We start from the raw sequence: 12,582 nt of genomic DNA, 5'->3' as shown, positions 1-12,582 counted from the left end.
TCTTTCGGGAGGTCTCCGGCGCATATCGCGCCCTTCTCTGAAAGGGCGCTTTTATAAGGAAAGTAAATGAGTCGTAGAACCGACAGACTGGATGAACAGTTCCGCGAGGAAATCTCCAAGCTCCTGCAGAAGGGCCTGAAGGATCCCCGTGTAAGTTCTCTTACCAGCATTACCCGCGTGGAAATCACCGATGACCTGAGCTATGCGAAGATCATGGTTTCCGTCATGGGTTCCGACAAGGAAAAGCGCGACACTCTCATTGGCCTTAAGAACTCCGCTGGCTTTATCCGCACCGTTCTTGGCAAGGCCCTGAAGATCCGCAAGATTCCTGAAATGAACTTCGTGCTGGACGAAAACTTGGAACATGCCATGCATATCGAAAGCATTCTTGCTGATCTCAAGCAGAAAGGGGAACTTTAATTGTCCAATTCTGGCTTCGTCTTATTAGACAAGATTGCTGGTGAAACTTCTTTTAAGGCCCTTTTCCCTCTGAAAAGGGTCTTTTCTACGAAGCGTGTGGGGCATGCCGGTACGTTGGACTTGCGCGCATCCGGCTTGATCATTGCCGCTACCGGGCGATGCACCCGCCTGTTGCCCTTTGTGGAAGCGAAGGACAAGTGCTACAGCTTTAGACTTCATCTGGGCTACCAGACCGATACCCTGGAATGGGACGGGGAAGTGGTGGAACAGGATAGCCGCGCTGTTGGAACTGCTGGCTCCGTCGCGACGATTGACCGTGTCGCCCTGGAAGCTGTGCTGCCTCAGTTCACTGGCGACATTGATCAGATTCCGCCTAAGTATTGTGCTGTAAAGATTAACGGTGTTCGCGCCAGTGATTTGATGGAACGTGGTCGCGACATCGAACTGAAACCTCGCAAGATTCATATTGCGTCCCTGAAGGTGACCGATGTGGTTTCTAATGAGGCTACAGAAGGCTGCTCTGGAAAATCCATTGCGACTTTCGACTTGATTTGTGAATGTTCCAAGGGGACTTATATCCGCGCATTGGGCCGTGATATCGCCCGCGCTCTTGGAACTTGTGGTTGCGTTTCCGGAATTCGTCGCCACCGTATTGGGGAAGTGACCCTGGACAAGGCTGTCCGTGGGGATGACCTGACCCGTGAACATTTGCTGCCTGTAGACAAGGTCCTGGATTTTCCCGTAGTTCGCCTGGATGATTCCCAGGTGGCCGTGATCCGTCAGGGAAATTATCTTCCCTGGAAAACTCCCATTGAAGGTGTGGACGCGGAAGGAAATGTCTTCGTGGCAAACCTGCAAGGTGAGGTTTTGAGTTTCTGCCATTATGAACCGGGCAGAATCAGACCTAAGATATACCTGGCTGAGGATGAATAGAGAATGAGTGTAAAACGTGCTGTAACCATGGGCAATTTCGATGGCTGTCATTTAGGTCATCAGGCCTTGTTCCGTTCCTTGAAAGCGGTGGCGGAAGTCAACGGTCTTTGTCCCACGGTCATCAGCTTTGAACCTCATTCCAACTACGTCCTTCGCGGTCCGGGGAATCCCTTGCTCTTGACCACCACGGAAGAAAAAAGGGATTTCATCACCAGCTTGGGTTTGGACTTTGTGGTCCTTCCCTTTACCCAGGAAATGATGCACCAGCCTTTCGATGAATTCATCCGCACGGAGCTGATCGAAAAGTTGGATGTGTGCTCCATGTTTTTTGGACACGATCATTGCTTTGGTGCCGGCGGTAAAGGCAATTACGAAACCATTACTGCCGCCTTCCCGGAACTGTCCACCCAGATGCTTTCCATTGTGTTGCATAAGGGTGAACGAGTGAGCTCTTCTGCGGTACGTACTGCCCTTGAAAATGGGGACGTGGAACGTGCGCAGACTTATCTGGGCCGCCCTTACCGCTTGACGGGAACGGTGGTGGAAGGCAAGCGCCTGGGAAGAACCTTAGGCTTTCCTACGGCAAACCTCCAGGTGGAACAGTACAAGTTCCTGCCCAAGGGAGGCGTGTACGTGGCCAACGCCCGACTGGCAGATGGTCGCATTTTCCGTTGCGTCTTGAATATTGGTATCCAGCCTTCTACGCCGGGTACACACCATATGGCCATCGAAGCTTACTTGCTGGACTTTAGCGAAGATATTTACGGCCAGCACCTGGTGCTTGACCTGATGGGCTATTTACGTCCTGAGCAGAAATTCGGAAGCCTGGATGATCTGGTTCGCCAGATTGGCATGGATGCCAATACTGCCCGAAATTATAACGGAAATCATTGGGCGGAATAAAGGCTAGTATTCCCGTTAAAGCATTTTGTTGTCCAGAGAGAAGACCTCTGTCAACTGCTTGTCATCCATATCCGTAAGCCAGGTTTCGCCGGCGCTGACGGTCATATTTGCAATTGCCTTCTTGGATTCCAGGAGGGCATTGATTTTTTCCTCGAAGGTACCCTTGGTTATAAAGCGATGGACCTGGACGTTCTTGGTCTGGCCAATACGGAAGGCGCGGTCGGTAGCCTGGGCTTCAATGGCGGGATTCCACCACAAGTCATAATGAATGACCTGGGAAGCTGCGGTCAGATTTAAGCCTGTACCACCAGCCTTCAGGGACAGAATCAGCACCTTGCAATCCGGATTCTGCTGGAAGTCCTCGATCATGGTGGAGCGCTGTGTCTGGGTGCAGCCACCGTGATAGAAATGGCAACGGAGATTCAGCTTTTCCTGGATGGAAGTTTCCAGCAGGTGACCCATTTCGGCGAACTGGGTAAAGATCAAAGTTTTCTCGCCGGTTTCCTGGATGGATTCCAGCAGGTCTATGAGCATTTCCATCTTGCCGGATTCCGCAGTGTTCTTTGCTGCAGAATTTTCTGCATCATCTGTAGGCAGCCCCTTCAGGAAGGTAGCGGGATGGTTACAGATTTGCTTGAGGGCTAGAATCATCTGGAGGATAATTCCCTTGCGCTTGAACAGTGCCTTGGAATCCTTGGCGATTTCACTGAGCATTTGTTCTTCTTCCAGCTGTTCCATAAACTTCTGGAGGGTCTTCTGGTACAGAGCCGCCTGGGAGCGGGTCAGTTCGGCGTACTCGTCCTGAATGATCTTGTCGGGCAAATCGCTAATGACGTTCTTGTCCGTCTTGAGGCGGCGCAGCATGAAGGGGGCGGTAATGGTCTTGAAAACTTCCGCCTGGTGGATGTCGTTGTTCTTCTGGATAGGAATTTCGAATCTGTTTCTGAATTCCGCTGCGCTGGGGAATAGCCCGCGGTTGGCGAAGTCCATGATGGTCCAGAATTCCATGAGGCGGTTTTCCACCGGAGTACCGCTCATGGCGATCTTGATGGGTGCTTCCATGGAACGCAACAGCTTGCTTTGATCGCTATCGGCGTTCTTGATGTTCTGGGCTTCGTCAATGACAATGGCCTGCCACTTCAGATCTTTCAGCTTCTTGTAGTCCTTACGGAAGGTGGCGTAAGTGGTCAGCAGCAAATCTGCGTCAAACTTTTCCAGCTTGCGGGAGCCGCCGTGATAGGCGAAGAAATCCAGCTGGGGAGCGAATTTCTTGATTTCCACCTGCCAGTTACACAGCAAGCCTGCGGGCATGACCACCAGACCCTTGCTGGTTTCAAACTTTCCTTCCTGCTTCATCTTTAAAAGGAAGGTAATGACCTGCAATGTCTTGCCCATGCCCATATCGTCGGCAAGGATACATCCAAAGCCCATCTGCAGGTTCTTATACATCCAGGAGTAGCCGCGATGCTGATAGGGACGGAGGGTGGCGTTCAATTCCTGGGGCAGCTCCACTTCCGATTCGCTACGCCAGTTTTCCACCTGCTTTCGCACGTCGTCATTCAGCTCCACGGGAATATTGTCGCACTGTCCCGTGAGGCAAGCCTGGATGAGCTTTGCCTGCTGAACCATGGCCTCGCGGGATACCTGCTGCTTGGCGATGCTAGGATCCACTTCCTCCGCAGATTCACCTTCGGAACCATCCGGATTTTCTGCATTGCCTTCGCCTGCGGTTTCGGGCTTCTCGTTGAATAACTGGAGGTCTTCATCCTGCAGATTCTTATTCTCCAGTTTTTTCTTCAGGTCCTCAATCACATCGGGACCGACCTGGACAAAGGTGTCCTTGTACTTCAAGAGGCCGTCGGCCTGTTCCGCCAATTCCAGGAATTCTTCCGCAGAAATCTTGTCGTCGCCTAGAGCCACTTCCCAGTCAAAGTCCAGCAGGTCTTCCGCATTGAAGGCGCCGAAACTGATGGAACCCTGCAGGCGCATCAAGGCCTTGGGTTTTTCAATATGCAGCAGGGACTGGGGCAGTTCCGTCTTGATGCCGAAGATTTCCAACTTCTTCAGGCTGTCCTGCAAAAAGTCCAGCAGGTCGCTTCCGTGCATCAGAATGGGACGTTCCGCCTTGGCCTCGATATAGGCGCTCATGGGCTTAAGCGTCTCGCCGATTCCGTTCAGTATGCTAATGACGGAAAGGAGACGGGCGTCATTTTCCTGGAAAAGCTTGGACAGGGGAGTCCGTCCATTGTTTTCCAGAACAAAAATTTCCAGGGCAATTTCGTCACCGGAGTCGGAGCAGGAGAACAGCAGGGGTGTCTTGAAATCCAAGGTGCTGTAGACGGAAAACCATTGCTGGATCTTGCTAGGAATGGTCCGTGCATTGTTGGCCAAACGTCCGGATTTGCAGTCAAAGAAGAAGGCCAGCAAGTTCTCGTGGGGAGAACGCTTTGTGGCGGGATGATACTTACGGAAGAAGTTCAACAGCTGGCCGATAAAGAGGGACAGAATGTGTTCTGCCGGATTCAGCACTTCCAGGAATTCTTCTTCACGAGCGGACTGCACAATATTCTTGGGAGCCTGCTTTTCCAAGTCAGAAACGATGGCCAGAACATCCGGCAGCATCTCCGCCGGGAGCCAGCGCATTTGTGCAGTTTCCTGCCCAAGCCAGAACACCTGGGGATATACGGCTCCGGTGCGGATCATGTAGAAGGCCGCCATCATGAGGCGCTGCAGGTAGCGGACGTTCTGATGGTGCCAGGAGAAGTTCCCCGCACTTAAGGTACAGAGGGCGCCCATGGCACTGCGGATGGGCAGCTCGCTTTGTGGATTGCCGTTCTTATCGCCTTGAACGATGGTCCAGTTCCAGTTGCGCTTATGGACGGCCCACAGGATATCTCCTTCCACTAGGAAGGTATTGGCATTATAGACCTTGAAGTTGTCGGAGAATTCGTCAAAGTCCTTGAATTCCAGATAGAACTGACGGCAGCGTTCCAGTTCGTCGGCAAAACTCTTGCGGAAGTTTCCCGTGGGGCAAAACTTAGGGAAGTTCTGCAACATGGCGGGTAAAATTCTGGAATAATCGTTCCAGTGTTCGAAATCAAGCTCCGGTGTCCGCTGGGGAACATTCAGGTTGCTGTTCACCACGGGCGTCTTGCACCTTACCAAGGCGCTTTCCTTGGGAACTTCAATCTCGATCTGTTCCGGCTTATAGTCCTTCAGGTACTCGATGTCCAGACCGTGAATCTTAAAAATCTGGAACGGATTCTCGTCAATCTTTTCTGAAAGCTTCAGCAGGGTGGTAACGACGTACTTGCAGGGGAGGGGATCCTTACAGTCGCAATTCTGGTTGACGCTTTCGATGCCATGGAACAGGCTCAGGCCACTCTTGTCCAGCAGGAGTTCGATGGACGGGTTCATGGCTCCATTGGAAAGGGCCAGCAGGTCAGAGGGCTGCTGCTTCAGGAGGCTTACGAAAAGGTCGGATTTTTCGCTTTCAAACTTGGGGAAAACCAGGTAGTTGGAGTGGGTTCCGCCGGCAGGTCCCAACACTTCGGACATGATCTTGTTGTCCATGACGTCGAGCTTGGTCAGTTGACCTTTCTGGGCGTAACGCAGGGCGGTGGATATGACCTTGGGGTCCACTGCAGACAGCAGACTTTCCAGCCATTTTTTCCCCCACCAGGTAGTACCGTAGTTTCCAAAATTCATCGGGCGCAAATATAGTAATGTTTTGCTCAAATGTGCATGAGCTACAAGTTAGTCCATATTGTTATCGTAATTTATCGCAAAAATGTCAAATTTTTAATTATTTTGTGGGGCATGAAGAGTGTATGGAATGCTCTGTTTCTTTGCATGGCCTTTTGCCTATGTGCCTGTGTTGACGAAGACGTCAGCAGAGGTAATGTGGCATTGCGCATCGGGGATTACGATCGAGCTATTTCCAACTACTCCAAGGCTTTAGACCAGGATCCTGGCCATAGGGATGCTCGCTACGGACTTGCTCTTGCCTATTATGCGGTGGCGGAAAATCATGAAAAGTTAAAAAGCCCCACTTTGGAATTCTGGGAACGTGCCGTTCAGGAATTTGAAATTCTCGCCCGAGTGGACGAAAGCGGTTCCTTTAATGGCAACTATTCCAACAGCTTGTTTTATTTAGCCCGCGCCACCCTGTCAAAGAATGGTCGCACCGATGTCGTCCCCTTGTTGGATCGTTCTATCCAGCTGGATAGCCTGAATTTCTTTAGCATGAACTTGAAAGCCCTTCTGCTGGACCATCGCGGACAGACGGAAGATGCTCGGAAAATCTTTGTCTATATCCTGGCCAAGGAACCGAAATTCTCCTCGGCATACGTGAACCTGGGAAACACCTATTGGAACGAAGGGGATGTGGAATCCGCTTGGGACATTTGGTCCATGGGCCACGAAGCCTTGCCCGAAGATCGGGTTCTTGCTCACTGGACCCAGGTGGCAGAAGATTCTCTGAAAGTCTTGGTCCAGTCGGGTAAGCTATGAGTTCTCCCGAAAGAGCCTCGCTGTTAAGTTCTGCCAGGAACTGTATTCGCCTGCATCAGGGAGGCGAAGCCGACGTATACCTACTTTGCCTGGACAACGGTGAACGACTTATCTTGAAGTGGTATCACCAGGCTTTCAATACAGAACTGGTAGAGAACGTCCTGAGAATCAAGGACGATGGAATCTGCAGGATCCGAGAAGTCGGTATTTATGAAAACACTCCATACCAGCTGTATGATTTCGTGGAAGGAGTGTCTTCCGATTGCTTAACGGACATGCCGGTAACTGTCGCTCTGTACGCCTTGCGTCAGGTAGTTTCCTCCTTGCAGAAGGCGAGCAAGGCGGGCGTATCTCACGGGGATTTAAATCCCGCCAACGTGATTTTTACAGCCAACCAGAAGGACGGTTCCCAGTTTCAGACGGTTTTGATCGACTGGGGGATTGCAGGCCCAGGCGCTCTAGCTTACGCCGCCCCCGAAAGATTCCAGGGTAAGGCTCCCGACGAAAAGAGCGACCTCTTCAGTTTGGGAATGCTGTTGTTCCGCTGGATCACCGGCGAAAACCTGGTGGAAGCCTCCAGCTTCGATGGATTCGCCGCGGACAACTCCACGCTGGATCCCGCAAAGATTTCCGAAAAACTATTCCTATCGGGAAAAGTCTCCCCGGAAGTCATTTCCGCGTTGGATCCCATCTGGACTGCTACCCTCCAGAATTCTCCCGAGGATCGGGCCTACGATTTTGACGAACTGGATGAAATTCTGGAAATCGCCCTTGATGAAATTGGCGGGGGAGAGGTTGCTCTCTCCGGCGGTATTAACAAATACCTGGGTATTCTCGTCCCGATGATTGGAAAAGTGGGGCAAAATGTCTCAAAGGACCTGGAAAGTGTCTCGGAACCTCAGTTCCCCTTCAAAAAAATATCTCAAAAAAAGAGCCGAAATCCCTTAAAAATTGCAATTTTATGTGTTGTAGGGATTTTGGTTTTGGTAATCGCGCTTGTCTTTGCTGCTGGAACGGAAACTCCCGATGTAGACGAAACTGGCAATATGATTCTGAAAAATTCCAGAAGTCTGGATATGGACTACGAGGAAACGGTTCCTGCGAATGTAGGCCATCAGGATAGTGCCCCAGTTCACGATCTGCTTAATGATTTGCCAACACCGTCAAAGGAGTGATTATGAAATCGGAATCCATGCTCGCCACAGAAAAAATGTTGGACGTGGTCAAGATCCTTCTGGATGAAGACCAGCCGGAATCCCTTTTCACGAAAATCCTGGAAGTGGCCAAGGATGTTCTTCATGCGGATGCTGCCGTCCTGGATATTGGCGGCGATTCTCCCATGCATTTTAGCCAGCCCGAAAACGTTTCTATCTCCATCTCTGCAGTTCGTATGGCAAAGTCCGAAAAGCGCGCTGTGGTGTGGAATCAGCTGGATGATGATTCTGCCGACTTGTCCAAGTCTATCGTTCAAAATCAGCTGACCAGCATTATGGTTTCCCCCTTCCGTACGAAGGAATCCGAAGAGGGCTATCTCTACCTTCAGCGTGCCGCTCGAGTGGAACCCTTTACGGAAGAAGACAGCAGTCTGTTCGATAACTTTGTCGCTGTTTGCGAAAAGGTGGCTTTTGCCGTATTCGATCGCTTGAGCGACAAGGAATCTCTGGATGTGCTGAAAAATGTTGTTCGTAAGGACAATATCGTTTATTCCAGCAAGGTCATGGCGGACTTGACCGCCCTGGCTGACAAGCTTGCCCCTCTGCCTCTTCCCGTGATTATCCGCGGCGAGACGGGATCCGGCAAGGAAGTGGTGGCAAAGTATATTCATAAGAATAGCCCCCGCGCCGATAAACCCTTTGTGGCGGTGAACTGCGGTGCCATTCCCGAACACCTGATGGAGTCCCTGCTGTTTGGTCATGCCAAGGGTTCTTTTACAGGCGCTATTGAAAACCGCAAGGGCTTCTTCGAGGAAGCCGATGGCGGAACCATATTCCTGGACGAAATTGGTGAACTTCCCATGAACATGCAGGTGAAGCTCCTTCGTGTCCTTCAGGAAAAGCATATTACCCGCGTAGGTGACAACCGCGAGATTCCCGTGAATGTTCGCGTCATTAGTGCAACCCATGTAAATCTGGAAGACGCGGTCAAGGAAAAGAAGTTCCGTGAGGACTTGTACTTTAGAATTCAGGTCATGCCTCTGTACATGCCCCCTCTCCGTGAACGCGGTCAGGACGTGGTGCTCCTGGCAGAAGAATTCATCAAGCGTTATGGTGCAGAGTATGGACGTGGCAAGTATCGCATGAGCCGCAATGCGGAAAAGGCCCTGTTGGGCTATTACTGGCCGGGCAACGTCCGCGAGCTGGAAAACAAGATCCAGAAGGCTCTGGTCCAGGCGGTGCATGGCGTGATTCAGCCCAAGGACTTGGGACTGGACGACATGCAGACTCAGGCCAAGGAATCTCCACGCACCTTGAAGGAAGCTCGTGAGGCGGTGGATCGTGATGTGATTTCCAGAGCCATGAGGGACAGTAACGCCAACATGACGCTAGCTTCCTCTATTTTGGGAATCGACCGTAAGGTCCTCCGCGAAATTATGGAACGTCTGGGAATGAAGAAGGAAGATTTTAAGAGTTAGTGAAATTTCGGGATTTTTCCCTCAAGTGGGAGATATCTTCCCGATTTTTTACAAGGGAAAAGGCCGGCTTTTAGTTATATTTATGAGGTAATCGCCTAATTTAGACGATAAACGGCCTAAAAGGATAGTTTGGCACGGATATTGCAAAAGATTTAGCACATGGTGTTAATTAGGTTTTGTATGAAGAAGAGTATTTTCACATTGGTGATGCTGGTAGCTGCAATGGCTTTTGCAGACCAGTCTTCTTTGCGTCCGGAGTCCTCTGTCCCGACCCCTGCTGAAAAGTCCGAAGTTTCCAGGGAAACTCCGAACTTGAGTGCAAAGGATAGCGAAGAATGGCAGAAAATGCGTGCTGAACGTCGTGAAGCTCGTCGCCAGATCCTTTCCGATCTGCGCAACAGTTCCGCTGCGGAAAAGCAGTCCATTCGCCAGAACGTTGCGGAAACTCGTAACGAAAAGGCTCGCGTCCAAGGGGAATTCTCTGAAAAAATGCAGCCTCGCGATCGTGAAACTACCGTTAATGAATGGCAGGATCCTCACGGACAGTTTGGTCCCCCTCCTCCCCATCAGTGGAATCCGGGACCTGTACCTAATCCGGGCTGGGGCGATCACTATCATTAATGCGTCGGATTGCGATAGTTCTTCTATTGCTTTCCGCGACTCTCTTTGCTGAGACTCAGGAAGCCGCATATTTCCGTGCTATGCAGGCGGAAGAGGCCGGAGATATACCTTCGGCCATCAAGGCGTTTGAAGATGCCCTGTCCATTAGTGGTGAATACACCGACGAAATCAGGGAAATTCTAAACGACTATTATGACGCCCTGGGAATCCCTGCAAGTAAGCGCCATAAACTTCTCCGAAAAAAAGTCCTGGGTGATCCCGAAGAAGAACGTTCCCTGTCCTATCGTTTTCTGGTGGACTTGAGTGCGGTGGGACTTTACTACTCTGCGTCCGGTGAAGACGTTGATTACGGCTCCTCCCTACAGGGGGGCGTTTCTGCGTTTCTGGACTACTCCTCCGGAGACTTGATTCACTCCTTCGGCTTGAATCTTCTGGGTGATTTCAACTTCTATAACGAAGACATGCCCGCCCTGGATACCAATGACTGGAAAGGCGTTGTAGGGCTGGAATATACCTTGGTAACGGGATCGTTGCTCTTGGATGTTGGGGTGGACCTGAATATTTATCAGCAGGAAAGTGTGTCGCCCTCCTTTTATGCATGGATGGAATTCGACTTCCCGAAAATGGGGAAACATCAGTTCGGTGCAGCCCTTTGGGCCTACGATGATTTAATGGGGCCGATGTCTCTAGCGCTCTATGGTATTTGGCGCCGGAGCAATACCTATGGCTTCAGCTATTCCATCATGGCTGGCCCTAGGCTGGAAGTGGATTCCACTTTCGATTACATTAGCTATAAGGAACGTTTCGATGCCGCCTTGGATCAGGTGGAAGCAGAAATGAACAATTACAGTAGCGAGGGAAATCCTTTCGAACAATGTCTAGCAACTTATGGTGAGGAATGTTTCCAGTGGGAAATCGCTACCATGGACTCTCTTAACTGGGTCGCCCAATATGAAAAGCTCCTGTCCGAAATAAACGTAAAGCCCACCCGTTATTGGACAAAGTGGCTTGGTCCTTCTATCAGGGCAAGAGCCCAGTACAAGTTTAAGAATGGAATTTCCCTAGAGACCAAGCTGAACCTGTTCTACAGTTTTGTGCTGGACGGTGCGGATGCTCAATATGAAAAGATCTCCAAGTTTACCAGCGTGTGGAATGGAACGTTCCTCTGGAATCTGGGATGTACTGAACTTTACCTTGGGCTGGAAGACGTCTTTAGATTCTATAGTCTTCCTGAAATTTATGAGAAGGTTTATTCTCGGTATAACACCACGGCGAAAATGAAAATAGGTGCAAAGTGGGAATTTTAACGAATATGAAGGACGTTCGAAAGAGCGTGCTTTCATAATTGTTAGAATTTTATTACTTTAGGGCGTATGCCGAAAAATGAATCCACAAATCAGCAGAGCAAGTATCTGTGGCAGTATATCCTGACCCTGCTACTGACATTGACTGCTCTCATAGTGATTGTTTATCTTACCTTCAACTCCTTCTTCAAGGTGACCAAGGAAAATGTGGTTACCATTGGCGAAAACTCCGTATCCGAGAGTGCTGCCAACTTGAATAACTTCCTGTTGAAGAGTATGGATGTTCTCATCGTTACGTCCCAGATTGTGGACTACATGATGGAAAACGGAACCTCTTCCCAGGAACTAGAACGCCTGCTGGTTGATGAAAACCGCCGTTACATCCAATTCCTGGACAGTAGCTTTACGGGCGTCTATGGCTTGTTCAACGGGGTCTACCTGGATGGCTCCGGCTGGGTTCCGGACTCGGACTATGTTCCCGAAAGTCGACCCTGGTATAAGGACGCCATTGCAGCCAACGGTAACGTGGCCCTGGTTCCTCCATACTTTGATGCCAAGGAACGCAAGATTATTATTTCCGTAAGTCAGATGCTTTCTGATAAGAAGAGCGTGGTGTCCTTTGATATCATGCTGGATATCGCCCAGAAGATGGTGAACGATGTCAATGTGGATGGCAATATTGGTTCCATGATGGTGTTTAACCATTCCGGCCTTGTGGTGGCCCACCCCGATACCTCAGAGAAGGGTAAGAACTACCTGGACGAAGAATTCAGCGGGTCCGAAAAGCAAGAGTTGTTGAAAAAACTCTATGATTCCAAGTCCAAGTCTTTTGAGATGAACATCGGCGGTCAGGTCTGCATGGGAAGATGTAATTTTCTTTCTGTAAAATCAATAATTCATGAAAAAAGGCCCGTTTAGGGCCCTATAAACAAAAAGTGGAGTTTCCACATCCTATTTTTGGTTTTGCGACAAATCAAAAAGGAATCAATTATGGAAAACTCCGAAAACAAATATAGTTTCGACCCGACAATTTTGAAAGCCCTAATCGAGCAGGGACCCGACTTTCTGATGGATCTTTTCAGACTCGCCATGAACGAGGCCATGAAATTGGAACGGGAGAACTTCCTAAATGCAGGGGCTTACGAACGCTCCAAAAATCGTTTGGATTACGCGAACGGTTTCAAACCCAAGACTCTTAATATGCGGTCCGGGCAGGTCACATTTGCCATCCCGCAGACTCGGAACAGCGGCTTCTAC

At 50.2% G+C, this 12,582-nt stretch carries 11 protein-coding genes; 10 read left to right on the top strand and 1 reads right to left on the bottom strand.

Annotated features, from left to right (window positions below):
* Positions 1–66 precede the first annotated feature (66 nt).
* The 3 genes from rbfA to ribF are packed head-to-tail and all read left to right on the top strand — an operon-like array spanning position 67 to position 2,256.
* Positions 67–420, top strand: a complete 354-nt coding sequence (gene rbfA, locus BUB59_RS10660; protein ID WP_073229746.1) for a 30S ribosome-binding factor RbfA — start codon at positions 67–69, stop codon at positions 418–420.
* Positions 421–1,353 (top strand): tRNA pseudouridine(55) synthase TruB, encoded by a 933-nt coding sequence (truB, locus tag BUB59_RS10655; RefSeq protein WP_073229744.1) that lies wholly within the window; start codon positions 421–423, stop codon positions 1,351–1,353. It begins immediately after the preceding gene.
* 3 nt (positions 1,354–1,356) lie between these two features.
* Entirely contained in the window at positions 1,357–2,256 is a 900-nt protein-coding gene (gene ribF, locus BUB59_RS10650; protein WP_073229742.1) for a riboflavin biosynthesis protein RibF, read from the top strand.
* 15 nt (positions 2,257–2,271) lie between these two features.
* On the opposite strand, the gene BUB59_RS10645 is transcribed toward ribF, so the two are convergent.
* Positions 2,272–5,964 carry a DEAD/DEAH box helicase gene (locus tag BUB59_RS10645; RefSeq protein ID WP_073229740.1) on the bottom strand — a complete coding sequence of 1,231 codons (3,693 nt, stop codon included), beginning with the start codon at positions 5,962–5,964 and terminating at the stop codon, positions 2,272–2,274.
* Positions 5,965–6,075: 111 nt separating this feature from the next.
* On the opposite strand from BUB59_RS10645, the gene BUB59_RS10640 reads away from it, so the two are divergent.
* From BUB59_RS10640 to BUB59_RS10610, 7 genes are all read left to right on the top strand, one after another.
* Positions 6,076–6,768, top strand: coding sequence for a tetratricopeptide repeat protein (locus BUB59_RS10640; protein ID WP_073229738.1), 693 nt, complete (start codon positions 6,076–6,078; stop codon positions 6,766–6,768).
* Positions 6,765–7,943, top strand: a complete 1,179-nt coding sequence (locus BUB59_RS10635) for a serine/threonine protein kinase (protein WP_073229736.1) — start codon at positions 6,765–6,767, stop codon at positions 7,941–7,943. The genes BUB59_RS10640 and BUB59_RS10635 overlap by 4 nt, the downstream gene beginning before the upstream one ends.
* Before the next feature lie 2 nt (positions 7,944–7,945).
* Positions 7,946–9,400: a sigma-54 interaction domain-containing protein gene (locus tag BUB59_RS10630; RefSeq protein ID WP_073229734.1), complete on the top strand. Its 1,455-nt coding sequence runs from the start codon at positions 7,946–7,948 to the stop codon at positions 9,398–9,400.
* Between the two features lie 180 nt (positions 9,401–9,580).
* Positions 9,581–10,021: a hypothetical protein gene (locus tag BUB59_RS10625; RefSeq protein ID WP_073229732.1), complete on the top strand. Its 441-nt coding sequence runs from the start codon at positions 9,581–9,583 to the stop codon at positions 10,019–10,021.
* 26 nt (positions 10,022–10,047) lie between these two features.
* Positions 10,048–11,328: a hypothetical protein gene (locus BUB59_RS10620; protein WP_143160350.1), complete on the top strand. Its 1,281-nt coding sequence runs from the start codon at positions 10,048–10,050 to the stop codon at positions 11,326–11,328.
* Positions 11,329–11,394: 66 nt separating this feature from the next.
* The gene (locus BUB59_RS10615) at positions 11,395–12,243 is read left to right on the top strand and encodes a PDC sensor domain-containing protein (RefSeq protein ID WP_073229727.1); all 849 of its coding nucleotides are present in this window, start codon (positions 11,395–11,397) and stop codon (positions 12,241–12,243) included.
* Between the two features lie 72 nt (positions 12,244–12,315).
* On the top strand, positions 12,316–12,582 hold a 267-nt coding region (locus BUB59_RS10610), incomplete at its 3' end, for a transposase (protein ID WP_200778795.1).

Source organism: Fibrobacter sp. UWEL, from assembly GCF_900142535.1.
Classification (GTDB): Bacteria; Fibrobacterota; Fibrobacteria; order Fibrobacterales; family Fibrobacteraceae; genus Fibrobacter.
Note: the sequence above shows the minus strand (reverse complement) of the source record. Positions and strands in the feature narration are given on the sequence as shown.

Excerpts from the sequence above, each read along its gene's own strand:
- rbfA (WP_073229746.1), top strand. The coding sequence starts at position 67 with ATGAGTCGTAGAACCGACAGACTGGATGAACAGTTCCGCGAGGAAATC.
- ribF (WP_073229742.1), top strand. The coding sequence starts at position 1,357 with ATGAGTGTAAAACGTGCTGTAACCATGGGCAATTTCGATGGCTGTCAT.
- BUB59_RS10645 (WP_073229740.1), bottom strand. The coding sequence starts at position 5,964 with ATGAATTTTGGAAACTACGGTACTACCTGGTGGGGGAAAAAATGGCTG.
- BUB59_RS10640 (WP_073229738.1), top strand. The coding sequence starts at position 6,076 with ATGAAGAGTGTATGGAATGCTCTGTTTCTTTGCATGGCCTTTTGCCTA.
- BUB59_RS10635 (WP_073229736.1), top strand. The coding sequence starts at position 6,765 with ATGAGTTCTCCCGAAAGAGCCTCGCTGTTAAGTTCTGCCAGGAACTGT.
- BUB59_RS10630 (WP_073229734.1), top strand. The coding sequence starts at position 7,946 with ATGAAATCGGAATCCATGCTCGCCACAGAAAAAATGTTGGACGTGGTC.
- BUB59_RS10625 (WP_073229732.1), top strand. The coding sequence starts at position 9,581 with ATGAAGAAGAGTATTTTCACATTGGTGATGCTGGTAGCTGCAATGGCT.
- BUB59_RS10615 (WP_073229727.1), top strand. The coding sequence starts at position 11,395 with ATGCCGAAAAATGAATCCACAAATCAGCAGAGCAAGTATCTGTGGCAG.